We start from the raw sequence: 26,217 nt of genomic DNA, 5'->3' as shown, positions 1-26,217 counted from the left end.
GAGGAGCGACCAAGTGAAAAGAGCAGCGCTGCTCAGCGCTTCACGCCGCAGGCCTGGTTGATCGCGTCGTAAGCCTGGGCGAAGCCGTCGGTGCCGTAGGTGTCGGTGGTCTTCGTGCCGCGGGCCGAAACACCCTTCACCACCATGGACTTGCCCTTGGCGTCGCGCATCGCGGCGGTGACGGCCTTGTCGGTGTCGGCGTCGCGCGCCCAGGCGGTCTCGCCGTCGGTGAACAGCTTGAAGGACTTGCCGGCCACGTCCAACGTGGACTCGCTGTCCTTCTTGAGGGGGTAGCCGACGACGACGCTGACGACGTCCAGCGCCTTTTCCGCCGGGCGGTGGGTGACCAGCACATAGATGTCCCCGCGCTTGGCCGCGGCGGGCTCCTTCTTCTTGGGCTGGCTGGACAGATAGCAGACCTTGTGCCCGCCTTCGTCGAAGGCGAAGGCGTTCCAGTCCTTGAAGGTCCCCAGCAGGCGCGGGTCGGCGGCGCCGGCCGTGGTAACGGTTGCGGCGAGGATCGGACCGGCCAGAAGCAGAGCGGCGCCGGCGGTGCGACGGATGGTGCGAATGGGCAACATCGGTTGGCGAAGGCTCGAATGGTTTTGCGGACGGGTTCGGGAGTGGGTCGGACCCTACCCCAATTCGGTGAGGCTTTCCAGGGCCGCCGCCCCGTCCCGGCGGCGAAGTCACGGGTTGTTCCACGAGGCGGTCCTGCAATCGATCGCTCGATTTCGCGTCGAAAGCCGGTGATCCGACCGAGAACAGGACGCGTAGAAGGTCCATCGAACGCTGGACCGAACGCCGCAGCACACCCATAAGACCACTGGCCGCCCGACCACTCGACGGTGCACACGACGCGGAGGAGCGCCAAACACGCTTTGCAGCGGGGCGCCCCGCGCACCATGTGATGCGGGGCTTGCCCTTGTGCGCAAAGCCCATGCGCGCAGAGACGGCGCTCCCGAAGACGTGCCCGAAGACGTGGATGCAGGATCTTGGTTCCTCAGCCGCCGGCGCCGACCGGACCTTCGAAGAACTGCTGACCGCGGTCGGGCGGGACCGCGACCGCACGGCCTTCGCGGCCCTGTTCGGGCATTTCGCCCCGCGGTTGAAGGCCTATCTGCGCCGCCAGGGCTGCGATGCGGGCGGTGCGGAGGAGTTGGTGCAGGACGTGATGCTGTTGGTGTGGCGCCGCGCGGAAACCTATGACCCGACCCAGGCGTCCGCCGCCACCTGGGTGTTCACCATCGCCCGCAACCGGCGGATCGACGCGCTGCGGCGGGAACAGCGGCCCGAGATCGACCCCGCCGACCCCACGCTGGTGCCCGCCCCGGTGGAAAGCGCCGACGACGGGATGGCGGCGCGCGAAACCGCCGGACGCCTGAAAGCGGCGCTGAAGACCCTGCCGCCGGAACAGGCCGACCTGCTGCGGCTGGCCTATTTCGAGGACAAGCCGCACAGCCAGATCTCCGCCGAACAGGGCATTCCGCTGGGCACCGTCAAGTCGCGCCTGCGTCTGGCCATGGAGCGGCTGCGCAAGGCCATGAGGGACTCCCGATGACCGTGCCCACCCACCATCCCGGCGACACCCTGCTGATCGACTATGCCGGCGGCGCTCTGGGTGAGGCGGCGTCGCTGATCGTGGCGACGCATCTGGCGCTGTGCCCCTGCTGCCGCCTGAACGTCGCCGAGATGGAGGCGGTCGGCGGCGCCCTGCTGGAGAGCATCGAGCCGGAGGAGGTCGACCCCGCCTGCCTGGAGACGGTTCTCGCCCGGCTGGACGACTTGCCGCCCCTGCCCCGCGCGCCCCGGCCGAAGCTGGTTTGCCAGCCGGCCGAAGTGCCGCTGCTGCCCGAGCCGCTGCGCCGCTACATCGGCAACGACCTGTCGCGCCTGCCCTGGAAGCGGCTTATGCGCGGCATGGACTGCTACGACATCCCGCTGGGGTCCGGCTTCGGCTGTGATTCCGAACGCCGCGGCAAGGCCCGGCTGATGCGGCTGGCGAGCGGCGTCGGGCCGCCCCACCACACCCACTGCGGGATCGAGCTGACGCTGGTGCTCGACGGCGGCTTCACCGACGATCTCGGCCAGTTCGCCCGCGGCGACCTGTCCGTCGCCGACGACTCCGTGCGCCACCGCCCGGTGGCCGACGACGAGGGCTGCCTGTGCCTGGCGGTGACCGACGCGCCGCTTCGTTTCACCGGCGCGCTGGGGCTGATCCTCAACCCGTTCGTGAAGTTCTGAGCCGGATCACTCGTCGTCGCGGACGAAATCAGTCATCGTCACGGACGAAATCAGTCATCGTCACGGACGATCACCGGCTTCTGGATGCCGCGCATGCGGCGGCGGCGCTCCGGGTTGCGCATGATCTGGCGGCCGTGCTGGTGATCGCGCAGCGGCTCGGTCGGGCCGCCGACGCGCACCGGGCGTTCGGCGAAGCGGCCCAGGCTGATCATCCGGTCGTACATCACCAGGGCGCCGGCCACCCCGACGTTGATGCAGAACTTCATCGGGATCTTCACCGTGAAGTCGCAGCGCTCCAGCAGCGGTTCGGACAGGCTGCCGCGCTCCGGCCCCAGCACATAGGCGGCGCGGGTCGGGTGGCGGAAGCTGGGCAGCTCCACCGCGTCCTCGGTCAGTTCCACCCCGACGAGTTGGCAGTCCTTGGGCAGGGCCAGATCGGCCACCCGGTCGTAGACGTAGAGCGGCAGATGCTCCGACGCGCCGGACGTGTCCACGATGTGGGCCTCGTGCAGGTCGGGCTCCGGGTCGATGGCGAAGAAGAAGGAGGCGCCGAAGGCGTGGGCGGAGCGCATCAGATTGCCGACATTGCCCGGCTTGCTGATCCGCTCCACCCCGATGGCGAAATATCCACGCATGGCTTGCACAATCACTCGTAGTTTCGGCCCGCACACACACCGAGAATCGGCCGCGAATCGGCCATGATCCGGCGGGTCCGACGGTGCGACACCTTGCCTCGCGCCCCGGACAGAGGCAAGCTCTCCACCCATGAGCCACGACCATTCCTCCTGCTGCGGCGGCCACGGTGACCACCACGGCCACGCCGACCATCCCCCACCCGCCGAGGTCCACGCCGACCTGTCCGGACCGCCGGAGGCGCCGATCCTCGTCGAGGTGACGCGCGGCGGCATGGTGGAATCCGTCCATCGCGGGCGCGCCTGCATCGTCGATTCCGACGGTCGTGTGCTGGCCCAGTGGGGCGACATCCAGGCGCCGGTCTACCCGCGCTCCGCCATCAAGGCCATCCAGGCGATCCCGCTCGTCGAGACGGGCGCGCTGGACGCCTACGAGCTGGGCGACCAGGAGCTGGCGCTGGCCTGCTCCTCCCACCATGGGGAGATCCGCCACACCCGCATCGCGGAGGCCTGGATAAAGCGCATCGGCCTGACGGTGGGCGATTACGAGTGCGGGGCGCATCTGCCGACCGACACCGAGACCGCCCACGAGATGATCCGTCACGGCGAGACGCCGACCGCCTTCCACAACAACTGCTCCGGCAAGCACGCCGGCTTCCTGACCACCGCCCTGCACAAGGGCGAGCCGACCAAGGGCTATGTCCGCTTCGACCACCCGGTGCAGCAGCGCATCCTGGGCGTGATGGAGCAGATGACCGGCCAGGACCTGTCGCAGGCCCCCTGGGGCGTCGACGGCTGCGCCATTCCGACCATCGGCATCCCGCTGGGCGCCATCGCCTACGCCATGGCCCGCATCGGCGACCCCAAGGACCTGCCCGACTCCCGCGCCGAGGCGGTGGCCCGCATCCGCCGCGCCTGGCGGTCGCACCCGCACCTGATCGCCGGCAAGGACAGCTTCGACACCGGCATGATGCAGGCGGCGGGCGGGCTGGTGCTGGTCAAGGGCGGGGCCGAGGGCGTGGGCTGCGCCGTCCTGCCCAAACAGGGCCTGGGCATCGCCCTGAAGATCGACGACGGCACCCCGCGCGCCCGCGAGGTCGCCCTGGCCGCCCTGATCCGCGCCACCAAGGTCCTGTCGGACGAGCAATGGGCGCGGGCCGCTCAGCTCATCAACCAGCCGGTGACCAACCGCAACGGCCTGGAGGTCGGCGTGGTCCGCCCGGCAGAGGGTGCCGCGGGGTAAGGTTGGAGGTGTTGGGTGGGGGGAGCAGCGCAACCACTCCCCCCACCCTCCCCCGCGTTGATGCTATGGTCCGGCACCCGTCCACCTGACCGGTTGCCTGATCCATGAGCATCGACACCCTGCGCGCCCAGTACGAAGCCTTCCCCTATCCCGCGCGCAACCCCGCCGACGAGAAAAAGCGCCTGATCACCGGGTCGCCCAGCCATCTGGACGAGGTGAACCACAACGTCTTCGGCGGGCGCATCGACCACGCCAAGCCCCTCAAGGTGCTGGTGGCCGGCGGCGGGACCGGCGACGGGACAATCATGATCGCCCAGCAACTGGCCGACGCCGGCAATCCGGGGCACGTCACCTATCTCGACCTCTCCGACGCCGCGCGGGACATCGCCGAGGCACGGGCCAAGGCGCGCGGGCTGACCAACATCGACTTCCGCCGCGGCTCGCTGCTCGACCTCGGCGGGCTGTTGGAGGAGGGGGGGCCGTTCGACTACGTCGACTGCTGCGGCGTGCTGCACCATCTGGACGAGCCGGCGGCGGGCATCCGCTCGCTGGCCGGTGCGCTGAAGCCGGGCGGCGGGATCGGGCTGATGGTCTACGCGCCTTACGGGCGCACCGGCGTCTATCCCATGCAGGCGGCGCTGCGCACCATCGCGGCGGACCTGCCGCCGAAGGAGCGGGTGGCGCTGGCCCGCAGGCTGATCGAGCGCCTGCCGACGTCCAACTGGCTGCTGCGCAACCCCTTCATCAACGACCACAAACAGGCCGACGCCGACCTCTACGACCTGCTGCTGCATTCCTGCGACCGGCCCTTCACCGTGCCGGAGTTGGCGGAGCTGGCCGCGGTGGGCGGTCTGGCCATCGCTGCGCTGGTGGACCCTTACCGCTACGACCCCGCCGTCTGGGTGAAGGACCCCCGCGTGCTGAAGCGGCTGGACGGGCTGTCCCGGCTGGAGCGCGCCGCCTGGGCCGAGCAGGTCACCGGCAGCATGACCAAGCACATCGCCTATCTTGTCCGCCCCGAGGACGCCGAGGGCGCCGTCGCCCGCCCCGACGGGCCGGAGGTGGTGCCGGTTCTGCGCGACCTCGACGGCGCCGCGTTGGCCAAGGGCCTGCCCCCCGGCGGCGTGCTGGAGGCCGAACTGATGGGCGCGGTCATCCCCCTGCCCCTGCCCCGTCTGGCCGGGCCGATCCTGGCGCGGGTGGACGGGCGGACCAGCCTGGGGGCCATCCACCAGGCGGTGGCGGAGAAGGCCGGGCCGCTGGCCTGGGACGCTTTCCTGGCGCAGTTCGCGCAGCTTTTCACGGCGCTGAACGGCGTCGGCAAGATGTATCTGCGCCGCTGAGCGCGTCACGGCCTCTGTCGTCGGGACTCCGACATGAAAAATCCGCCGCCGGGAGCCCCCGGCGGCGGAAGTTCATGGAGGAAACAACCAGGCTGCAAAGGGTGCTTAGTGGATGGTCTCGCCGTGCAGGGCGAGGTCCAGGCCATCGCGCTCGACGTCCTCGTCGACGCGCAGACCCATCACCACGTCGATAACCTTCAGGATGATGAAGGAGCCGACCGCCGAGTAGGCGATGGTGGCCAGGATGCCGTAAACCTGCGTCCAGATCTGGCCGACGTTGCCTTCCAGGGCGCCGGCGGTGCCGCCGATGGCTTCCTGGGCGAAGACACCGGTCAGGATGGCGCCGACGATGCCGCCCACGCCGTGCACGCCGAAGGCGTCCAGCGAGTCGTCATAGCCGAGGGCGCGCTTCAGGCCGGTGGCGCCCCAGTAGCAGATCACGCCGGCGGCCAGACCGATGACCAGGGCGCCGGTCGGACCGACGAAGCCCGAGGCCGGGGTGATGGCGACCAAGCCGGCGATGGCGCCGGAGATGATGCCGAGGACCGAGGGCTTGCCCTTGGTGGCCCACTCGACCAGCAGCCAGGACATGGCGGCGGTGGCGGCGGCGATCTGCGTGACCAGCATGGCCATGCCCGCACGGCCGTCGGCGGCCACGGCGGAACCCGCGTTGAAGCCGAACCAGCCGACCCACAGCATCGAGGCGCCGATCAGGCTGAGCACCAGGTTGTGCGGAGCGAAGTTCTCGTTCGGGTAGCCCTTGCGCTTGCCCAGCACGATGGCGGCGACCAGACCGGCCACACCCGCGTTGATGTGCACGACGGTGCCGCCGGCGTAGTCGAGCACGCCGTCACCCATCAGATAACCGCCCGGACCCCAGACCCAGTGGGTGATCGGCGCGTAGACGATCAGCGACCACAGGCCCGTGAAGACCAGCATCGAGGAGAACTTCATGCGGTCGGCGAAGGCGCCGGTGATCAGGGCCGGCGTGATGATGGCGAAGGTCATCTGGAAGACGACGAAGATCGTCTCCGGAATGACGCCCGTCAGGCTGTCCTTGGTGATGCCGGCCAGCATGAACTTGGACAGGCTGCCGAAATACGGGGTGCCTTCGGTGAAGGCGATGCTGTAACCGGCGAAGAACCACAGGATGCTGACCAGACAGCAGATCGCGAAGCTCTGCATCACGACCGACAGCACGTTCATCTTGCGGACCATGCCGCCGTAGAACAGGGCCAGACCCGGGATGGTCATGAACAGAACCAGCGCCGTGGCGACCAGCATCCAAGCCGTGTCGCCGCTGCTCAGGGTCGGCTCGGCCGCGGCGGCGGCCGCTTCCTGGGCGAGGGCGGCGGCAGGCAGACCGGCCAAGCCCAGAATCGCCGCCATCGTCGGCGCGGCGAGGGTGAAGAGACGGCTCATCGAGGCTCCTCTTTATTCGAATGCTTCTGGCCCGTTTCGCCCCGTCCCCGGTACAGACGGGGCGGCGGGAGGGGACCGTGTACGCCGATTTCTCTTCAAGAAGCGTGCCAACCCAAAAGGGCTAGGAATCGCGGTGGTTGCGGCCTTTCGGATGACCGCAAAGCAGCATAGGACCCGAGTCGCCGGACTACCTTGCCCAGAAATTGAGCAGAAAATCGGAACACCCAAAGCCTTGCACCGCAGCGTGATTCGCCCATGGATTGCAGGTTGCCTGCCCCCTGTTGAGGCGCCGCGCGCCCGTTTCCCACGCGCTTGCCTGTTTTTTATGCACAGCGATGCGCCTGAATTCCGCACAACCGTTGGGCAGCCCCCCTCTATTTCCGGCCTGTTCCCCTCGGCCTATTGGCCCGCCCCCGTGAAATGTGGCACGGTCACCCTCTCAACCGGCGGAGCCGGACGGGGCCGGGGACAAGCGGCCTCCGCCCATACGGGTCCGCCGGACGCTTCCGGATGGCCGACAGCAAAAAAGAGAACCGAAAGGGGAGACACATGCTCGACAAACGGGATCTGCGGCTGGCGCCGCGCCGCGCCGTGGCACTTGTCCTGGCCGGCGGCCGGGGCAGCCGGCTGAAGCAGCTGACCGACCGTCGCGCCAAGCCGGCCACCTATTTCGGGGGCAAGTTCCGGATCATCGACTTCGCCCTGTCGAACTGCATCAATTCGGGTTTCCGCCGCATCGGCGTGCTGACGCAGTACAAGTCGCACAGCCTGCTCCGCCACCTGCAGCGCGGCTGGAACTTCTTCCGCGGCGAGATGAACGAGTTCTGCGACCTGCTGCCGGCGCAGCAGCGCATCAGTGAGACCGCCTGGTACCAGGGCACCGCCGACGCGGTGTACCAGAACCTGGACATCCTGCGCGACCACGAGCCGGAATACATCCTGATCCTGGCCGGCGACCACATCTACAAGATGGATTACGGCGCGCTGCTGCTCGACCACATCGCCAAGAAGGCCGACGTGACGATCCCCTGCATCCAGGTGCCGCGCGCCCAGGCGACCGGCTTCGGCGTCATGCATGTGGACGAGACGCAGCGCGTCATCGACTTCGTCGAGAAGCCCGCCGACCCGCCGCCGATGCCGGGCAACCCGGACAAGTCGCTGGCCAGCATGGGCATCTACGTCTTCAACGCGCAGTTCCTCTACGACCAGCTGGAGCGCGACTTCAACGATCCCGGCTCATCCCGCGACTTTGGCAAGGACATCATCCCCCATCTGGTGACCAGCGGGGCGCGGGTGATGGCCCACGACTTCGCCGATTCGGCCATCCTGAACGGCCACGAGTCCGAGCCCTACTGGCGCGACGTCGGCACCATCGACGCCTATTGGGAGGCCAACCTCGACCTCTGCCACGTCACGCCGCAGCTCAACATGTACGACCGCGAGTGGCCGATCTTCACCTACCAGGAGCAGCTGCCGCCGGCGAAGTTCGTCTTCGACGACGAGAACCGGCGCGGCATGGCGGTGGACAGCCTGGTGTCGGGCGGCTGCATCGTTTCCGGCTCGCTGGTGAAGAACTCGCTGCTGTTCAGCGAGGTGCGCGTCAACTCCTTCAGCGAGCTGCATCAGGCGGTGGTGCTGCCGGATGTCGACATCGGTCGTCATTGCCGCCTGACCAAGGTGGTGATCGACCGCGGCGTGGTGATCCCCGAGGGGCTGGTCGTCGGCGAGGACCCGGAGCTGGACGCCAAGCGCTTCCACCGCAGCGAGGGCGGCGTCTGCCTGATCACCCAGGACATGATCGATCGCCTGCCCAAGGACTGACCCTTCCCATCCCCCTTCGCCCCCCTGGGGCGAGGGGGCGATGAGCAAAACCAAGAAGAAACCGAAAGACCCCGCCTCCATGCGCGTCCTGTTCGTCACGCCGGAATGCTACCCCCTGGTGAAGACCGGCGGGCTGGCCGACGTTTCCGCCGCCCTACCCCCCGCCCTGAACCGCGCCGGAGCCGAGGTCCGCCTGCTGCTGCCCGGCTATCCGGCGGTGCTGAACGGGCTCGCCGACCTGCAGCCGGTCGGCACGCCGCTCACTGATCTGCCCGGCGGCGCCCCGGCGACGCTGCGGATCGGACGGATGCCCGACGGGGTGCTGGCCTATGTGCTGGACGCGCCGGCGCTCTACGACCGGCCTGGCAACCCCTATCTGGGACCGGACGGCAAGGACTGGCCGGACAACGCGGAACGCTTCGCCGCCCTGTCCTGGTGCGCGGCGGGCTTCGCGGCGGAGGACGGCCTCGATCCCTGGTGGCGTCCCGACGTGCTGCACGGCCACGACTGGCAGACCGGCCTGATCCCGGCCTATCTGGAGCTGCGCCCCGACCGCTTCGCCGGGCCGTTCCGGCCGGGCACGGTGACGACGATCCACAACATCGCCTATCAGGGCCTGTTCGGCGCCTGGATGATGAGCGACCTCGGCCTGCCGTCCGCCGCCTTCCGGATCGACGGGGTGGAGTATTACGGCGGCGTCGGCTTCCTCAAGGCCGGCTGCTTCTACTCCGACCGCCTGACCACGGTCAGCCCGACCTACGCCCACGAAATCCAGACGGCGGAGCACGGTTCGGGCCTGGAAGGGCTGCTCGCCACGCGGGCCGAGGCGCTGACCGGCATCCTCAACGGCGTGGACTATGAGATCTGGGACCCCGCCACCGACCCGCACATCGCCGCCCGCTACGGCGCCGCGGACCTCGGCGGCAAGGACCTGTGCAAGGCCGACCTCCAGGCGGCCTTCGGCCTGGACCGCCGGGCGGACGCCCCGCTGGCTGCGGTGGTCAGCCGCCTGACCGGCCACAAGGGGCTGGATCTGGTGCTGGAGGCGGCGTCGCAATGGATCGCCTGGGGCGGCCAGCTCGCCGTTCTCGGCAGCGGCGAACCGGCGCTGGAGGCCGGCTTCCGCCACCTCGCCACCTGGTTCCCGAAGTCGGTCGGCGTGCGCATCGGCTACGACGAGGCGCTGTCCCACCGCATCCAGGCCGGCGCCGACCTGTTCCTGGTGCCCTCGCGGTCGGAGCCCTGCGGCCTGACCCAGATGTACGCGCTGAAGTACGGCACGCTGCCGCTGGTCCGCCGCACCGGGGGCCTCGCCGACACCATCGTGGACGCCAACCCGGCGGCGGTGAACGACGGCAGCGCCACCGGCTTCCAGTTCGTCAACGCCACCGTCCAGGAGCTGACCTGGGCGTTGCGCCGCGCCGCCGCCCTCTACCGCAAGCCCGAGCGCTGGCACGCCATGCAGCAGCACGCGATGACCCGCGACTTCGGCTGGCACAGCCCGGCGGAGGAGTACATGGAGCTGTACCGCACGGTGGCGCCGGTTCTGGTGGCGTAGGAGAGCGCGGGGCCGATCCCCGCGTTTCCCGCGAAAGGAGTGGAACGGGGACAGGGCCATTCCATAGGGCTTGTCCACGCCGCCATTGCGCGCATCGTCCGTCCGCCCTATGTTCCGCCCCAAACCAGGGCTCCGGGCACCGATGACTGACCTTTCGCACATCCGCAATTTCTCGATCATCGCGCACATCGACCACGGCAAGTCGACCCTTGCCGACCGGCTGATCCAGCAGTGCGGCGGCCTCGATTCGCGCGAGATGCGCGAACAGGTGCTCGACAGCATGGACATCGAGCGCGAGCGCGGCATCACCATCAAGGCGCAGACCGTCCGCCTCCTCTACAAGGCCAAGGACGGGCAGCAGTACACGCTGAACCTGATGGACACGCCGGGCCACGTCGACTTCGCCTACGAGGTCAGCCGCAGCCTCGCCGCCTGCGAGGGCTCGATCCTGGTGGTGGACGCGAGCCAAGGCGTTGAGGCGCAGACGCTCGCCAACGTCTACCAAGCGATCGACAACAACCACGAGATCATCCCGGTCCTGAACAAGATCGACCTGCCGGCGGCGGAGCCCGACCGCGTGAAGCAGCAGATCGAGGACGTGATCGGCCTGGACGCCACCGACGCCGTGGAGATTTCGGCCAAGACCGGCCTGAACATCGACGCCGTGCTGGAAGCCGTGGTGCAGCGCCTGCCCGCGCCCAAGGGCAACGCCGACGCCGAGCTGAAGGCCCTGCTGGTCGATTCCTGGTACGACCCGTATCTCGGCGTGGTCATCCTGGTGCGTGTGGTGGACGGGCGGCTGAAGGTGAACCAGAAGGTCCGCTTCATGTCCACCGGCAGCGCCCACGAGGTGGACCGCGTCGGCGTCTTCACCCCGAAGGCGCTGCTGACCGGCGAGCTGGGGCCGGGCGAGATGGGCTTCATCACCGCCGCCATCAAGGACATCACGCTGACCAAGGTCGGCGACACCATCACCGAGGACCGCCGCCCGGCGGCCGAGCCGCTGGCCGGCTTCAAGCCCTCCATCCCCGTGGTGTGGTGCGGCCTGTTCCCGGTCGACGCCGCCGACTTCGAGCGACTGCGCGATTCCTTGGGCAAGCTGAAGCTGAACGACGCCAGCTTCCATTACGAGGCCGAAACGTCGGCGGCGCTGGGCTTCGGCTTCCGCTGCGGCTTCCTCGGCCTGCTGCATCTGGAGATCATCCAGGAGCGGCTGGAGCGTGAGTTCAACCTGGACCTGATCACCACGGCGCCGTCGGTGGTCTACAAGCTCCACATGACCGACGGCACGGTGATGGATCTGCACAACCCGGCGGACATGCCGGACGTGATGAAGATCGACCGCATCGACGAGCCGTGGATCAAGGCCACCATCATGCTGCCCGACGAGTATCTGGGCGGCATCCTCCAGCTCTGCACCGAGCGGCGCGGCCAGCAGATCGAGCTGACCTACGCCGGCGCCCGCGCCATGCTGGTCTACCGGCTGCCGCTGAACGAGGTGGTCTTCGACTTCTACGACCGGCTGAAGTCGATCAGCCGCGGCTACGCCAGCTTCGACTACCAGATGGACAGCTACGAGGAAGGCGACCTCGTGAAGATGTCGATCCTGGTGAATGCCGAGCCGGTGGACGCCCTGTCGATGATCGTCCACCGCTCCCAGTCGGAGCGGCGCGGCCGCCAGCTCTGCGAGCGGCTGAAGGAGCTGATCCCGCGCCAGCTCTTCAAGATCGCCGTGCAGGCGGCCATCGGCGGCAAGATCATCGCCCGCGAGAGCATCGGCGCGCTGCGCAAGGACGTGACGGCCAAGTGCTACGGCGGCGACATCAGCCGCAAGCGCAAGCTGCTGGACAAGCAGAAGGAAGGCAAGAAGCGCATGCGCCAGTTCGGCCAGGTCGAAATCCCGCAGAGCGCCTTCATCGCCGCCCTCAAGATGGGCGACGAATAAGCGCCGGCTTCGCGGCGGCATGACGGAAGGCGGGTCCGAAAAGGCCCGCTTTCTTTTTGTCCACGCATCCCGGAGCCCACAAAAAGTCGAATGACTCGCCACGCGGAATCGCCTATCACCCGGTCAGGCTTCCAAACGGATGATGTCCCGTGACGCGCACTGTCATGTTCGGCCTGCCCGCCGCCGCGATCGTGGTCGGCATCCTTGCAGGCTGCACCCCGAACTACTCGCCCAACACCTACGCCGCCACCGCCACCCAGCAGGCGAACAAGGTGGAGCGGGCGGTCGTCATCGGGTTCCGTCAGGTCAAGATCAGCACCAGCGGCACCGTCGGCGCGGTCACCGGCGGGGCCGCCGGCGGCGTGCTGGGCTCGCAGTCCGGCACCTTCGGCATCAATTCGGCGCTGGGCGCGGTCGGCGGAACAGCCATCGGCAGTCTGCTCGGCACCTCCATCGAGCATGTGACCGGCGACACCACGGGTTGGGAATACATCGTCCGCAAGCCGGACGGGGAGCTTCTGTCGGTCACCCAGCGGGAAGAGACGCCCATTGAGATTGGGCAGAAGGTGCTGGTCATCGCCGGCAGCCAAGCCCGCATCGTCGCCGACTATTCCACGGACCCGGAGCCCACTCCCGCCCCCAAGGACGCGGTGAAGGAAGCGGCCAAGGACGACGCCCAAAAGGACGCCAAGCCCGCCGAGGCGATCGAGGCGAAGGAGCTTCCCGCCCCGCCCCCCGCGGAGGCACCTGCCGAGGCTCCGGCGGCCTCGACTCCCGACAGCGGCGGGCCGGCGCCCATCCGCCTCACCCCACCTCCTGTGACGCCGACTCCCGAGCCGGTGCCGGCCGCCGAGGCCCCGGCGGACAAGCCCGCCGACGGCACGCCCGCCACCTGAATCGCGCTCACCCCACCAGGATCGTCAGCAGCAGCACCGGCAGAGCCGGCATTCGGGGCAGCCGGAAGCGCCTCGGCGGCGGCGCTGCCACCATCACCGTCATCGGGCGGCGCTCCTCCTCGCGGTCGAGCCGTCCGGCCTCCAGCACCACCGTCGTCATCGCGTCGAACACGCCCATCGCTCCGTCCTCCCAAGATTGGAGGGCACCCTGCGCCCGCATGGAAAATCTTGGAAACGAATAGGCTTTATGAGGATCATCACAGATCGTGATGGTCCTTTCGCGCGTTGAACCCGCGCGCCCCCTCTGTTTGAATGCGTGACCATGCCGGCCAACCTCGACACCGACCTTCTGCGCGCCTTCGTCGCCGTCGCCGACGCGCGCAGCTTCACCCGTGCCGGCGACACGCTGGGCCGCACCCAGGCCGCCGTCAGCCAGCAGGTCCGCCGGCTGGAGGAGGTGGTGGGCACCCGCGTCTTCCAGCGCGACACCAAGAGCGTCCACCTGACCCAGGAGGGCGAGCTTCTGCTGACCTACGCCCGGCGGATGCTGACCCTGAACGACGAGGTTCTGGCCCTGATGCGCCGGCCCGCCTCGATCGCCAGCGTGCGCATCGGCACGCCGGACGATTACGCCACCATGCTGCTGCCCGGCGTGCTGGCCCGCTTCGCCGCCGCCTACCCCGACGTGCCGGTGGAGGTGATCTGCGACAACAGCCCCGATCTGGTGGCGGAGATCGACAAGGGGCGCTACGACCTCGCTTTGGTCACCCGCCACCCTGACAGCCGCAGCGGTGAGCTGGTCCGGCGGGAGCCGGTGGCCTGGGTCGCGCCGCCGCGCTCCACCGTCGTCGATTCCACCCCCATCGAGCGCGAGGACCCGCTGCCGCTGGCCCTGTTCCCCAAGGGCTGCGTGGTGCGCGACCTCGCCGTGGCGGCGCTGGAGGGCATCGGGCGCGGCTGGCGCGTCGCCTTCATCAGCAAGAGCGTCGTGGCGGTGCACGGCGCCGTGCTGGGCGGGCTGGGCGTCACCGCCATGGAGGAATGCACCGTCCCGCCCAGCCTGCGCCGGCTGACCGCGGCGGACGGTTTCCCCGACCTGCCGGACATCGACATCGCGCTGCACCGCGCCCCCGGCATGGCCGCCAAGCCAGTCCGCCTGCTGGCCGAGGCCATCCACGATCTGGTGGGCGGGGGACGTCTGGCCTGACGCCCGGCCTGACGCCCAGCCTGAAGCTTGGCCCCGCTTCGTGACATCCGCCACGCCGGACGCGCGCCGGGTTGCCCCGGCGGGCCGGACCGATGCAGAATGGCCCCTCCTCCATGGGGGCAAACCGCCGTGCGCACGCGTTCCACCACCGCCTTCCGCGCCCTGGCGCTGCGGCTGCTCCTGGCCGCGGCGACGATGTGGTTCGCCCCGGACGCCGCCCTGGCGCAAAGCCCCGTCGCCATCGGCGCGCCGCTGACCGGCGAGGTGGTGCTGAATCGCGACATCGAGGTGCGCATCGGTCCCAACGCCGACGCCCGGATCATCCAGACCCTGCCGCGCGGCAAGGCCCTGAACGCGCTGGGCACGCCCCGCGGCACCACCTGGACGGAGGTCGCCATCGGCGGCCAGCCCATCGGCTACGTGCCCTCCGACTCGCTGGACCCGGCGCTGATGGTGTCGCGCTCCATCACCGCCGCCATGGGCGCCACCGCCGCCGGGGCCAACGCCGGTGGGGCGCCCCCGTCGACCGGCAAGCCGCCGGTCATTCACCGCAGCGCCGCCGTGGTGCCGCGCAGCGCCTGGGAAATCGCCGCCCAGGTGCCGGCCCAGGGCTATGTCGTCGCGGCGGACGCCATCAAGGCGACGGAGATCCTCGACAACAAGAAGCGGCGGAGCTTCACCCTGCGCAAGGGCGACGTGGTCAGCCTGATCGACTCCGCGAACGGGCGGGTGACGCTGGGCATGCCCGGGCGGACGCGGGCGGTCGCCACGGCGGAAAGTCTGATCGGGGTGGTCGCCCCCTACCCGCTGCCCGGCATGCCGCCGATCGAGCCGGGGGCGCTGTTCGCCGCGCGGCTCGGCGAGTATGTCAGCCACGCCGAGGGGCTGCGGGCGTGGCAGGAATTCACCTATGGCCCCGGAACCGCCTACCGCGACCTGCCGCCGATGGTCTGGCCGGTCTTCCGCGGCGCCCGCACCACCTACCAGATGGGCGTCGGACCCTTCACCCGGACCCAGGTGGACAATGTCTGCGGCGCGCTGGCGCAGCGCTCCATGGACTGCTGGGTGATCGAGCTGGAGACCTTCTGATCCTCGCGCCGCTTTCCACCAAGCGGAACAGTCCCTGCGCTCGATGCAAATTATTGAGCTTTTTCGTCGAAAATGCATCGATCGTGGCGGTAGGCGGGCACCGCCGTGCCGTGTTAATCTTTCTTACCCCCTGCCCGCTCCGCCCCAGGCTTTGCCCATGACCGACTCCGACGACGAGTTCCTCTTTCTGGACGATCAGGACGGCGACGGAAACGGCGAAACCGGGTCGCCGGCCACCGGGAACCGGTGGAAGATGATGATCGTGGACGACGAGCCGGAGGTGCACTCCATCACCAAGCTCGTCCTGGCCGATTTCGCCTACAAGGGTCGCTCCGCCCAGTTCATCTCCGCCTATTCCGCCGCGGAGGCACGGACGATCCTGGAGCGGGAGGAGGACATCGCCATCATTCTGCTGGACGTGGTGATGGAGACCGACGACGCCGGGCTGCAGCTCGTCCACCACATCCGGGAGGAGCTGAAGAACCGCCACGTCCGCATCATCCTGCGCACCGGCCAGCCCGGGCAGGCGCCGGAGCGTGCGGTGATCCTCGACTACGACATCAACGACTACAAGGCCAAGACGCAGCTCACCGCCCAGCAGCTGTTCACCACCACGGTCGCCGCCCTGCGCTCCTACGAGGACATCATGGCGATCGAGATGAACCGGCGCGGGCTGGAGAAGATCATCGAGGCGTCATCATCGCTGTTCCAGGCGCGCTCGATGAAGCTGTTCGCCGCCGGCGTGCTGACGCAGCTGTCCGGCATCCTCGGCGTCGGGCCGGACGCCATCCTGTGCGTGCAGCGCGGTCCGGTCATCAGCGGCGCGGCGGACGGCCTGTACGTCCTGGCCGGGTCCGGCCGGTTCGAGACGCTGATCGACGAGCCGGCGGCCAACCATGTCGAGCCCGCCGTGCTGGCGGAGGTGAAGCGCTGCCTGGAGTCGCGCAGCAACCGCTACGCCGCCGACCATTGCACGCTTTACATCCGCACGCCGAACGACCGGGAGAATGTGGTCTATCTGAGCTCCGACCGGCCCCTGTCGGACCTCGACCGCAACCTGATCGAGGTGTTCTGCCGCAAGATCTCGGTCGGTTTCGACAATCTGCATCTGTATGAGCAGCTGCGGCGCAGCCAGGAGCACACGGTTATCGCCATGGCCGATCTGGCGGAGCGCGCCGGTCATCCCAGCGCGGAGGCCGAAACCGGCCCGCGCATCGCCATGGTGACCGACCGCATCGCCCGCCGGCTGGCCGAAGAGGGGCGCCATCCCTCCGTTCTCGACACGGTGTTCCTGGAGTCGGTCGGTCTGGCCGCCATCCTCCACGACGTCGGCAACGCCACACTGGACCCCGCCATCCTTGGCAAGACCGGGCCGCTGACCCCGGAGGAGCGGGCCGTCATGCAGGCCCACACGACCACGGGCTGGGATTTGCTGGACCGCGCGAGCCAGCGGTCCGAAGGACGGACGCATCTGCATCTGGGGGCGGAGATCGCCCGGTCGCATCATGAGAATTGGGACGGCACCGGCTATCCCGACCACCTGCAGGGCAATGCCATCCCGCTGAGCGCCCGCATCGTCGCGGTGGCCGACAGCTTCGACGCCATGACCCGCGACCGGCCCTACCGCAAGGCGCTGGACCATGACGTGGCGGTGGCCGAGATCCGGCGCCTGTCCGGCAGCCGGTTCGATCCGGTGGTGGTCGACGCCTTCCTGGCGGTGTCCGGCAGCCTGCGCCGGGGGTGACCCCCTTAGGAGAAGGAGGCGGACGGGATCAGCCGGCGCCGCTCATCAGCGTGTCCACCATGTCCTTCAGCGGACCGATCTGCACCGGCTTGTGCAGCAGCCGGCAGCCCAGGGCGGCGGCTTCGGCCTGACGCTCCGGCATCGTGTCGCCGGTCAGGATCAGGGCGGGCACCGGGGCGCCGACATGGGCGCGAACCATCTCCACCGCCTGGGCGCCCGTGCCGCCGGCCGGAAGGAAGTGATCGGCCAGGACCAGCCCGGGACGGCCGGGCGCCTGGGGCAGCCGCTGCGCCAGTTCGTTCAGTGACAGGGCGGTCAGCACGTCGTACCCCCAGGCTTCGAGAAGCAGCGCCAACCCTTCCACGATCGACCGGTCGTCGTCCACGACGATGACCAGCCGGCTGGCTTCGGCCGGCGCTCCTCCATCTCCGTCTTCACGGCGGAAGGCACCGCCGCCGTCCACCGAACCATTGCCGGCATCCCCGGTCATGGCGAGGACGGAGGCGGTTCTGGCGTGGTCGTTCGTTAAGCTCAGCATCGGATTCTTCACCAGCTCTGAGGGCGGCGGAGCCAGGGCACCCCGCGCCGTTTTCCACATGGCCGCTTCAAAAAAGAATGAAAAATATTAAAAAAATAGAAATATCAGCCAGACGAATTTTCTGAAACACCTGCCATGTATCGTGGAAAGAAAACATTCCATTCTTGAAATTTATAGGCAGCGATGCGCAGCATCGAGACAATACGGACGCATGATTTGAAAACTTACGTTCATTCGCTTTATCTGATGGACCAATTCCATTCAACTCTGAAAAAGCGCATATGAGGCACGTCCGGATGCCGCACCGAAACGTGCTTCAAACAACGGACCGCGGCATGTTCCGCGAATCCAGACGTGTCGCTTCCGGAACAATCCTTTGAACTGTCCGGATTGGGAGCCGTTCCATCCGGACATGGAAAAACAATGGGCCCCCGCCTTGCGGCGGGGGCCCAAACTTTGTCTTACGAAATTGAACCCTTTCCGGGATCCGCAGCCTTTGGATGCGCCCGTGTCAAGAGCGTAGATGTCAGCTGCGCAGGCTGCCGCCCGTGGCCTTGGCGACCGCGGCGACGATCTTCTGGCCGATGGCCTCGATCTCCGGCTCGGTCAGGGTGCGCTCGGTCGGCTGCAGCGTGACGGAAAGGGCGACGGACTTCTTGCCCTCCTCCAGGTTGGTGCCCTGGTAGACGTCGAAGACCGTCACGTCCTTGACCAGCGCCTTGTCGGCGCCCTTGGCGGCGCGGATCAGCTTGTCAGCCTCCACGTCCTTGCCGACGACGAAGGCGAAGTCGCGCTCCAGCGGCTGGAAAGGCGAGAGCTGGACCAGCGGACGCGCCGTGCCGCCCTTCTTCTTGGGCAGCGGAATGGCGTCCAGGAACACCTCGAAGCCGACCACCGGACCCTTGACGCCCAACGTGCCCAGTACGGTCGGGTGGATCTCGCCGAAGCGGGCCATCACCGTCGGGCCGAGGCGCAGCACGCCCGAGCGGCCCGGATGGTACCAGCCCGGCGCGTCGGTGGTGACCTGCAGGTTGGTCACCGGCGCGCCGGCGGCCTCCAGCACGGCCATCGCGTCGGCCTTGGCATCAAAGGCGTCGACGCCGCGGGCCTTCTCCGCCCAGTGGCGGGGCACCGCGTTGCCGGCGCGGATGCCGGCGGCCACGAGGTCCTGCCCGTCCGGCGACGGCTTGCGGAAGGCCGGGCCGACCTCGAACAGACCGGCGTCGGCGTAACCGCGGTCGGCGTTGCGCCCGGCGGCCTGGATCAGGTTGCCGAGAATGGACGGGCGCATCACGTCAAGGTCGGCGCTGATCGGGTTGACCAGCGTCAGCCCCTCGCCGACGCCGCCGAACAGCGCGGCCACAGGACCGGCCATGAAGGACCAGGTGACGGCTTCCGACAGGCCGCGGACGGCCAGCGTGCGCTTGGTTAGCCCGACGCGGCGCTGCTTGGTGGTCAGGGCCGGGCGGGTCAGCACGCTCTCGCGCGGCAGCGGGGTCGCCGGGATGGCGTCGAAGCCGTGGATGCGCAGCACCTCCTCCACCAGATCGGCCTCGCCGTGGATGTCGGCGCGCCAGGAGGGCGGAACGACGCGCAGGGTGCCGTCCACATCCTCGCCGACGATCTCGCAGCCGAGGTCGATCAGGATGCGGGTCTGCTCGTCGCGCGGCACCTCGACGCCGCCCAGCGCGGCGACCCGGCCCGGACGCAGCGTCAGGGTGCGGCGCCACTGCGGCTCCTCGCCGGCGATCACGAGGTCGGAGGCCTCACCGCCGCAGATCTCCAGGATCAGGCGGGTGGCCCGTTCCATCCCCGACACGACCGCCGCCGGATCGACGCCGCGCTCCAGCCGGTAGCGGGCGTCCGACTCGATGCCCAGCTTGCGGCCCGTCTGCGCCGTGCGCACGGTGTCGAAGATCGCCGCCTCCAGGAAGACGTTGACCGTCGTCTCGGTGCAGCCCGACGCCTCGCCGCCGATGATGCCGCCCAGCGCCTCGGCCCGCTCATGGTCGGCGATGACCGTCATGCTCGGGTCGAGCGCGTATTCCTTGCCGTTCAGCGCCGCCAGCGTCTCGCCCTCGCGGGCCATGCGGACGACGATGCCGCCCTTCACCTTGTCGGCGTCGAAGGCGTGCAGCGGGCGCGACAGGTCGAAGGTGATGAAGTTGGTGATGTCGACCAGCGCGGAGATCGGGCGCAGGCCGATGGCGACCAGCTTGTCGTGCAGCCACTTCGGCGACGGGCCGTTCTTCACGCCGCGGAAATAGCGGCCGACATACATCGGGCAGGCGTCCGGCGCCTCGATGGTCACGCCGAACGGGCTGGCGAAGGCGCCCTTGACCGGCTCGGCAGCCAGCGGCTTCAGCGTGCCCAGACCGGCGGCGGCGAGGTCGCGGGCGATGCCGCGCACCCCGGCGCAGTCGGCGCGGTCGGGCGTCAGGCTGATGTCGATGACCGGGTCGCCGAGGCCGGCGTAGTCGGCGTAGGCGACGCCGACCGGCGCATCGTCCGGCAGCTCGATGATGCCGTTGTGCTCCTCCGACAGCTTCAGCTCGCGCTCGGAGCACATCATGCCGTTCGACTCGACGCCACGGATGACGCCCTTCTTCAGCGTGATGTCGGAGCCGGGGATATAGGCCCCCTCCGGCGCGAAGACGCCCTTCAGGCCGGCGCGCGCGTTGGGCGCGCCGCAGACGACCTGGAGCTTTTCGGTGCCGGTGTCGACGACCAGGACGCGCAGCTTGTCGGCGTCCGGGTGCTTCTCGGCAGAGACGACGTGGGCGACGCGGAAGGGCTTCAGCTCCTTCGAGCGGTCCTCCACCCCTTCGACCTCCAGGCCGAGGGCGGTCAGCTTCTCCACGATCTGGTCGAGCGTGGCGTCGGTCTCCAGATGGTCCTTCAGCCAGGACAGCGTGAACTTCATGGGTCCGGCTCCTTTAGCGCGTCAGGCCCTGGGCCATGCTGGGAACGTCGAGCGGCACGAAGCCGTAATGCTTCAGCCAGCGGAGGTCGGCTTCGAAGAAGGTGCGCAGGTCGGGGATGCCGTATTTCAGCATCGCCACGCGTTCGATCCCCATGCCGAAGGCGAAGCCCTGGTACCTGGTGCTGTCGATGCCGCAGGCTTCCAGCACGTTGGGGTGCACCATGCCGCAGCCCAGGATCTCCAGCCAGTCGCCGTAATTGCCGAGCTTCAGCTCGCCGCCCTTGCGGGAGCAGCCGATGTCCACCTCCGCCGACGGTTCGGTGAAGGGGAAGAAGCTGGGGCGGAAGCGCAGCGGCAGGTCGTCCACGTCGAAGAAGGCGCGGCAGAACTCGATCAGGCAGCCCTTCAGGTGCCCCATGTGGGTCGCCTCGTCGATGACCAGCCCCTCGATCTGGTGGAACATCGGGGTGTGGGTCATGTCGTAGTCGGACCGGTAGGTGCGGCCCGGCGCGATGATGCGGATCGGCGGCTTCTTGTTCAGCATGGTGCGGACCTGCACCGGGCTGGTGTGGGTGCGCAGCAGCATCTTCTTGTCGCCGGCATCCGGCAGATAGAAGGTGTCGTGCATGTCGCGGGCGGGGTGGCCCGGCGGGAAGTTCAGGGCGGTGAAGTTGTGGAAGTCGTCCTCGACGTCCGGCCCCTCGGCGACGCTGAAGCCCATTTCCGCGAAGATCGCCACCATCTCGTCGATGGTCTGGCTGATCGGGTGGATGCGCCCCTCGGTCTCCGGACGGACCGGCAGGGTGACGTCGATGCGCTCGGCCTGGAGGCGGGCCTCCAGATGGGCGCGGGCGAGGTCGGCCTTGCGGCCGTCGATGGCGGCGGCGATCTCGTCCTTCAGCGCGTTGAGCTGCTGGCCGCGCTCGCGCCGTTCGTCGGGCGACAGGCCGCCCAGCTCCTTCATGAAGCCGGTGATGCGCCCCTTCTTGCCGAGCGCGGTGACCCGCACCTCTTCGAGGGCCGCGAGGTCGCCAGCGGCGTTGACCTGCGACAGGAGTTCGTCTTTCAGCGCATCGAGCATGTCATTTCCCGCGAGCCATAAGGAAGTGCGAGCGTAAAGAAAAAGGGAGCCGGCCCAGAGGCACGGCTCCCTTCTTTCGTGTCCGGCGCCGGACCGGGGTTCCCGCTTGCGCGGCGTACCCTTTAGGCGGCGGCCTTGGAGGCGAGAGCGGCCTGGGCCTGATCGACGATGGCCTTGAAGGCCTCCGGCTCACGGGCGGCCAGATCCGACAGGACCTTGCGGTCGATCTCGATGCCGGCCAGCTTGATGCCGTTGATGAAGCGCGAGTAGGTCAGGCCGTACTGGCGGACACCGGCGTTGATGCGCTGGATCCACAGGCCGCGGAAATCGCGCTTTTTGTTGCGGCGATCGCGATACGCGTATTGAAGGGCCTTTTCGACCTTCTCAATCGCGATGCGGAAGTTCTTGGAATTGCGACCCCGGTAGCCCTTGGCGAGCTTCAGGATCTTGCGGTGACGGGCGTGCGTGGTGACGCCGCGCTTAACACGAGCCATGGTTCAGATTCCCTTACGATATCAAGCGTTGCGCAGCCAGTTCTTCAGCACGATCTTCTGGTCCGGCTCGGCCAGGGTCATCATGCCGCGCGCATTGCGCTTCATATTCGGGCTCTTCTGCTCCAGGCAGTGGCGCTTGAAGGCCGCCTGGGCGCGCACCTTACCGGACGCGGTCACCTTGAAGCGCTTCTTGGCGCCGCTCTTCGTCTTCAGCTTGGGCATTTTCAATCCTTGCGTTGGATGTTCCCGACTGACGGTTGGGCATGCCCTGGGTCTCGGACCCGGCCTCGCCGCCCGTTGGAGCGCAGGGTTATACGCGCGGCCACGCCGCAACGCAAGGGGGAGCGATTGCGGGAGAGGTATGAAGGTGAGCCGGCGCCCCCTCCCCTACCGGTACTCCTTGAACCGCTCCGTCGCCTGGACCAGGGCGGCGCGGATGCCCGGCTCCATGGCGGAATGGCCGGCGTCGGGCACCACGCGGTAATCGGCCTCCGGCCAGGCGCGGCGCAGGTCGTCGGCGCTGGTGATGGGGCAGACGATGTCGTAGCGGCCCTGGACGATCGCCCCCGGCAAGTGCCGGATGCGGTGCACGTCGCGCAGCAGCCTGTCCTCCGGGGTGAAGCGGTTGGAGCGGAAGTAATGCGCCTCGATGCGGGCGAGGCCCAGGGCGTGGGTGTCCTCCGCGCTCGTCGCAATCAGCTCCGGCGAGGGCAGCAGCGAGGAGCAGGAGCCCTCATACAGGCTCCACACCCGCGCCGCCGCCATGCGGGTCGCCGCATCCGGCGCGTTGAGCCGCCGCCAATAGGCCTCCAGCAGGTCGCCGCGCTCCTCCGGCGGGATGTGACCGGCGAAAGTGGCCCAGGCCTCCGGGAAGATCGTGCGCATGGAGTAGAGGAACCAGTCGATCTCCGTCTTCCGCATCAGGAAGATGCCGCGCAGGATCAGCCCCAAGCAGCGCTCCGGATGGGTCTGCCCGTAGGCCAGCGCCAGCGTCGATCCCCAGCTTCCGCCGAACAGCAGCCAGCGCTCGATCCCCAGATGGCGGCGCAGCCGTTCGGCGTCCTCCACCAGCAGCTCGGTCGTGTTGCGCCGGACCTCGCCCAGCGGAGTGGAGCGGCCCGCCCCGCGCTGGTCCATCACGACGATGCGGTAATGGCCGGGATCGAAGAAACGCCGGTGCGTCGGCGAGGCGCCCGCCCCCGGCCCCCCGTGCAGGAACAGCACCGGCACGCCGCGCGGGTTTCCCGACTGCTCCCAATAGAGTGTGTGGATCTCGTCCACGGGCAGGAAGCCGGTCTGGTAGGGGTCGATGGGCGGGAAAAGCTCGCTGCGGGGCATGAAGAGGTCCTGTCAGTCCGGGCCGGATCGTCCGGCCCACAGAGTAGCCGATCCAAGGAATCCGGCCCAATCATTCCCGATGCCGGTCCTCAAGCGAGTGTAGGGCGCCGGTCCGGCCCCCGCCACCGGCTCACTCCTCATCCTCCTCATCAGCGGCATCCGGCGACGGGGCCGTGTCATGCCCTGCGGTGCGGGCAGGCGGGCCGGCTCCGTCCAGCCGCTCGATCTGCTCGGGATGGGTCGCCTCGATCAGCGGGCCGGCGCGCAGGCCCACCCAGCCGCGCACCCGGACGACCCGCCCCTCGTAGGACAGCGGGTCGATGCCGGCGGCCACGAACTCGCGCAGCGCGGCCCGCCCGATGTGAACCGTGACGTCGGTCCGCCAGTCCTCGCCGAAATCCAGATAGGCGTCGCCGCCCGCCTTGCTCACCCGCAGCACCCGCCCCTCGACGATCTGGAAGCTGTCGCGGTTCCGGCGCAGCGCGTCCGGGTCGGCGGGCCGCACGGCGTAGGCGCGGGTCCGCCAGATGCCGCGCTCGGCCGCCCGCGCGCCGGCCTCCGCCGCCAGCATCTCACGGGCCAGGGCGCGGGCGTCGGGCCGGGTGTGCACGCGGGCGAGGCCGCGCGCCAGCAGCTCGCCCTGGAGCCAAAGCCCGTCGCCGCGCACCACCTGGGCCAGCAGGCGCCCGTGCCGGTCGGTCCGCGCCTCCCCCCGCACGCTCAGGCGTTGCCCGACGGCCAGTTCTGCCAGCGCCTGCCGCGCCGCCTCGGCCAACGGCCAGGGGTCGCCCGGCTCCGCCCCCATGGGCGGTGCGGCGGGCTCGATGCCGGCCAGACGCAGGCTGCGCCCGTCCTCAAGCAGCAGCGTGGCGCCGTCGGTCACCGCGGCGACGCGCAGCTCCGGCGGCCCGGCGGTGTTCGCCATCAGCAGCAGGGTGGACAGCGTCAGCGAGAGAATGCGGCGCGGCATGGCGGGCGAAGGGAGAGAGCCGTGGAACAGGCGGGCCGGACGGGGAGTTTGATCTCTGCGAGCCCCCTTCCGATATGACGACTCATGACGCCCGAACCGACGACCGAACGCAAGCCGTCTTCCCTGTTTCCGCCAAGGCAATCGGCCGATCCAGCCCTCTCCCCTCTGGGGAGAGGGTGGCCCGGAGGGCCGGTAAGGGGGTTGCGCATGGCGGTAGGTCCGGCAAAAGCGCAACCCCCTCACCCTAACCCTCTCCCCAGAGGGGAGAGGGGATTTCAAACGCAATCATCTGCCCCGTCCCCGCTGCACCGGATCGCCGCCGCGGGGCTAGCCGTCCTGCTGCTCACCTCGGCCTGTGCCCCGGCCAACGCCCAGCTCCTCGGCGGCAGCGAGGAGTCGATCGGCGCGCAGGAGCATCCCAAGATCCTCGCCCAGTATGGCGGAGCCTACCCCGACCAGCGGCTACAGGCCTACATCACCGGCATCGGCAACCGGCTGGCCGCCCAGACCGACCGCTCCGGCCCCTGGACCTTCACCGTTCTGGACAGCGACGTGGTCAACGCCTTCGCCCTGCCCGGCGGCTACGTCTACATCACCCGCGGCCTGCTGGCGCTCGCCAAGGACGAGGCGGAGGTGGCGAGCGTTATGGGGCACGAGATCGGCCACGTCATCGCCCACCATGGCCAGGAGCGGCAGACCAACCAGACCATCGCCGGGCTGCTCGCCGCCGGCATCGGCCTCGTGCTGGGCAGCCCGGAGCTGGCGCAGATCGCCAACATCGGCGGCACCGCCCTGCTCGCCCGCTACTCCCGCGGTCAGGAGTCGGAGGCCGACCGGCTGGGCATCGAGTATCTGCACCGCGCCGGCTACGACCCCTTCGCCATGGCGACCTTTCTGGAGACCATGCGCCGCGATACCCAATATTCCGGCCTGCGCTCCGGCAAGGGTGCGGGAGAAGGCGGCTTCGACTTCTTCGCCACCCACCCGCAGACCGCGTCGCGCGTCGACGAGGCGGCGGCCATCGCCCGCGAGCTACCCCGCGGGGCGCGGCCTGTCGATCCCTACATGACGGCGATGGACGGGGTGATCTACGGCGACAGCCCGGAGAACGGCTTCGTCCGCGGCCGGACCTTCGCCCACCCGCAGCTCGGCATCGCCTTCGACGTGCCGCAGGGCTACAGCCTGCTCAACGGGGCGCAGCAGGTGATCGCCAAGGGGCCGAACGGCGGGGCCATCGTCTTCGACGGGGGCAAGGCGCCGGGCGTGCGCGACCCCGCCGCCTACCTGACCGGCAGCTGGGCGCAGGGGGCGCCGTTGCGCGACCTGCAATCCTTCACCGTCAACGGCATGCCGGCGGCCACCGCGCTGACCCAGGGCAAGACCGATGCCGGGGCGGTGGACGTGCGGCTGGTCGCCATCCGCGCCGACTCCGGCACCCTCTACCGCTTCACCTTCCTGGCCCCCGGCGGCGCGCTGTCGCGCTTCGACGCCGATTTCCGGCAGACCGCCACCAGCTTCCGCCGGCTGACCCGGCAGGAGGCCGCGTCCTACCAGCCCCGGCGCATCCGCGTGCAGACCGCCCGCCCCGGCGACAGCGTGGAATCCTTTGTGCGCCAGATGCCACGGGAGCCATACGCGGAGGAATTGTTCCGGATCATCAACGATCTTCCGCCGGGCACGCCGATCCAGCCCGGACGCCCGCTGAAGATCATCACCGATTGACAACCGC

23 protein-coding genes are annotated in these 26,217 nt (G+C 69.0%); 12 read left to right on the top strand and 11 right to left on the bottom strand.

What is annotated here, in order from left to right:
* Positions 1-32: 32 nt before the first annotated feature.
* Positions 33-581, bottom strand: a complete 549-nt coding sequence (locus H1Q64_RS05560; RefSeq protein WP_237904710.1) for an invasion associated locus B family protein — start codon at positions 579-581, stop codon at positions 33-35.
* Between the two features lie 404 nt (positions 582-985).
* Between H1Q64_RS05560 and H1Q64_RS05555 the strand changes: the two genes are divergently transcribed.
* Positions 986-1,561, top strand: a complete 576-nt coding sequence (locus tag H1Q64_RS05555; protein WP_237904709.1) for a sigma-70 family RNA polymerase sigma factor — start codon at positions 986-988, stop codon at positions 1,559-1,561.
* The gene (locus H1Q64_RS05550; protein ID WP_237904708.1) at positions 1,558-2,244 is read left to right on the top strand and encodes a ChrR family anti-sigma-E factor; all 687 of its coding nucleotides are present in this window, start codon (positions 1,558-1,560) and stop codon (positions 2,242-2,244) included. The genes H1Q64_RS05555 and H1Q64_RS05550 overlap by 4 nt, the downstream gene beginning before the upstream one ends.
* 50 nt (positions 2,245-2,294) lie before the next feature.
* Here H1Q64_RS05550 and H1Q64_RS05545 read toward each other — a convergent pair whose 3' ends face one another.
* Positions 2,295-2,879, bottom strand: coding sequence for an RNA methyltransferase (locus H1Q64_RS05545; protein ID WP_114857863.1), 585 nt, complete (start codon positions 2,877-2,879; stop codon positions 2,295-2,297).
* 130 nt (positions 2,880-3,009) lie between these two features.
* Here H1Q64_RS05545 and H1Q64_RS05540 point away from each other — a divergent pair, with 130 nt between their 5' ends.
* On the top strand, positions 3,010-4,119 hold the full coding sequence (locus H1Q64_RS05540) for an asparaginase (protein WP_237904707.1): 1,110 nt from the start codon (positions 3,010-3,012) through the stop codon (positions 4,117-4,119).
* Positions 4,120-4,223: 104 nt separating this feature from the next.
* A complete protein-coding gene (locus tag H1Q64_RS05535; protein ID WP_237904706.1) occupies positions 4,224-5,462 on the top strand; it encodes a class I SAM-dependent methyltransferase in 1,239 nt (412 codons plus the stop codon).
* 105 nt (positions 5,463-5,567) lie between these two features.
* Here H1Q64_RS05535 and H1Q64_RS05530 read toward each other — a convergent pair whose 3' ends face one another.
* Positions 5,568-6,884, bottom strand: a complete 1,317-nt coding sequence (locus H1Q64_RS05530; RefSeq protein WP_269145362.1) for an ammonium transporter — start codon at positions 6,882-6,884, stop codon at positions 5,568-5,570.
* Positions 6,885-7,433: 549 nt separating this feature from the next.
* On the opposite strand from H1Q64_RS05530, the gene glgC reads away from it, so the two are divergent.
* The 4 genes from glgC to H1Q64_RS05510 all read left to right on the top strand — a co-directional run bounded on the left by glgC (position 7,434) and on the right by H1Q64_RS05510 (position 13,104).
* Positions 7,434-8,705 carry a glucose-1-phosphate adenylyltransferase gene (glgC, locus tag H1Q64_RS05525; protein ID WP_237904705.1) on the top strand — a complete coding sequence of 424 codons (1,272 nt, stop codon included), beginning with the start codon at positions 7,434-7,436 and terminating at the stop codon, positions 8,703-8,705.
* A 40-nt stretch (positions 8,706-8,745) separates the two neighbouring features.
* Entirely contained in the window at positions 8,746-10,263 is a 1,518-nt protein-coding gene (glgA, locus tag H1Q64_RS05520) for a glycogen synthase GlgA (protein ID WP_419468821.1), read from the top strand.
* Between the two features lie 142 nt (positions 10,264-10,405).
* Positions 10,406-12,208 carry a translation elongation factor 4 gene (gene lepA, locus H1Q64_RS05515; protein WP_237904704.1) on the top strand — a complete coding sequence of 601 codons (1,803 nt, stop codon included), beginning with the start codon at positions 10,406-10,408 and terminating at the stop codon, positions 12,206-12,208.
* Between the two features lie 149 nt (positions 12,209-12,357).
* Complete coding sequence (locus H1Q64_RS05510; RefSeq protein WP_237904944.1) at positions 12,358-13,104, top strand: hypothetical protein; 747 nt, start codon at positions 12,358-12,360, stop codon at positions 13,102-13,104.
* Positions 13,105-13,111: 7 nt separating this feature from the next.
* On the opposite strand, the gene H1Q64_RS05505 is transcribed toward H1Q64_RS05510, so the two are convergent.
* The gene (locus H1Q64_RS05505; protein ID WP_237904703.1) at positions 13,112-13,282 is read right to left on the bottom strand and encodes a hypothetical protein; all 171 of its coding nucleotides are present in this window, start codon (positions 13,280-13,282) and stop codon (positions 13,112-13,114) included.
* Positions 13,283-13,426: 144 nt separating this feature from the next.
* Between H1Q64_RS05505 and H1Q64_RS05500 the strand changes: the two genes are divergently transcribed.
* The 3 genes from H1Q64_RS05500 (at position 13,427) to H1Q64_RS05490 (ending at position 17,144) form a co-directional block, all read left to right on the top strand.
* Positions 13,427-14,311, top strand: a complete 885-nt coding sequence (locus tag H1Q64_RS05500; protein WP_237904702.1) for a LysR substrate-binding domain-containing protein — start codon at positions 13,427-13,429, stop codon at positions 14,309-14,311.
* A gap of 129 nt (positions 14,312-14,440) precedes the next feature.
* Positions 14,441-15,400: an SH3 domain-containing protein gene (locus tag H1Q64_RS05495; protein WP_237904701.1), complete on the top strand. Its 960-nt coding sequence runs from the start codon at positions 14,441-14,443 to the stop codon at positions 15,398-15,400.
* Positions 15,401-15,557: 157 nt separating this feature from the next.
* Positions 15,558-17,144 carry a DUF3369 domain-containing protein gene (locus tag H1Q64_RS05490; RefSeq protein ID WP_237904700.1) on the top strand — a complete coding sequence of 529 codons (1,587 nt, stop codon included), beginning with the start codon at positions 15,558-15,560 and terminating at the stop codon, positions 17,142-17,144.
* A 28-nt stretch (positions 17,145-17,172) separates the two neighbouring features.
* On the opposite strand, the gene H1Q64_RS05485 is transcribed toward H1Q64_RS05490, so the two are convergent.
* The 7 genes from H1Q64_RS05485 to H1Q64_RS05455 form a co-directional block, all read right to left on the bottom strand.
* The gene (locus H1Q64_RS05485; protein WP_237904699.1) at positions 17,173-17,682 is read right to left on the bottom strand and encodes a response regulator; all 510 of its coding nucleotides are present in this window, start codon (positions 17,680-17,682) and stop codon (positions 17,173-17,175) included.
* A gap of 526 nt (positions 17,683-18,208) precedes the next feature.
* Positions 18,209-20,605 (bottom strand): phenylalanine--tRNA ligase subunit beta, encoded by a 2,397-nt coding sequence (gene pheT / locus H1Q64_RS05480; protein WP_237904698.1) that lies wholly within the window; start codon positions 20,603-20,605, stop codon positions 18,209-18,211.
* Between the two features lie 13 nt (positions 20,606-20,618).
* Positions 20,619-21,686: a phenylalanine--tRNA ligase subunit alpha gene (pheS, locus tag H1Q64_RS05475; protein WP_109072671.1), complete on the bottom strand. Its 1,068-nt coding sequence runs from the start codon at positions 21,684-21,686 to the stop codon at positions 20,619-20,621.
* A 122-nt stretch (positions 21,687-21,808) separates the two neighbouring features.
* Positions 21,809-22,180, bottom strand: coding sequence for a 50S ribosomal protein L20 (gene rplT / locus H1Q64_RS05470; protein ID WP_014238729.1), 372 nt, complete (start codon positions 22,178-22,180; stop codon positions 21,809-21,811).
* Positions 22,181-22,201: 21 nt separating this feature from the next.
* On the bottom strand, positions 22,202-22,402 hold the full coding sequence (rpmI, locus tag H1Q64_RS05465; RefSeq protein WP_014238730.1) for a 50S ribosomal protein L35: 201 nt from the start codon (positions 22,400-22,402) through the stop codon (positions 22,202-22,204).
* Positions 22,403-22,567: 165 nt separating this feature from the next.
* Positions 22,568-23,518, bottom strand: coding sequence for a prolyl aminopeptidase (gene pip, locus H1Q64_RS05460; RefSeq protein WP_237904697.1), 951 nt, complete (start codon positions 23,516-23,518; stop codon positions 22,568-22,570).
* A gap of 130 nt (positions 23,519-23,648) precedes the next feature.
* On the bottom strand, positions 23,649-24,488 hold the full coding sequence (locus tag H1Q64_RS05455) for a thermonuclease family protein (RefSeq protein WP_237904696.1): 840 nt from the start codon (positions 24,486-24,488) through the stop codon (positions 23,649-23,651).
* Positions 24,489-24,695: 207 nt separating this feature from the next.
* On the opposite strand from H1Q64_RS05455, the gene H1Q64_RS05450 reads away from it, so the two are divergent.
* A complete protein-coding gene (locus tag H1Q64_RS05450) occupies positions 24,696-26,210 on the top strand; it encodes a M48 family metalloprotease (protein WP_237904695.1) in 1,515 nt (504 codons plus the stop codon).
* The last annotated feature ends 7 nt before the right edge of the window (positions 26,211-26,217 follow it).

Source organism: Azospirillum brasilense (genome assembly GCF_022023855.1).
In the GTDB taxonomy this organism is placed as follows: domain Bacteria; phylum Pseudomonadota; class Alphaproteobacteria; order Azospirillales; family Azospirillaceae; genus Azospirillum; species Azospirillum brasilense_F.
Note: the sequence above shows the minus strand (reverse complement) of the source record. Positions and strands in the feature narration are given on the sequence as shown.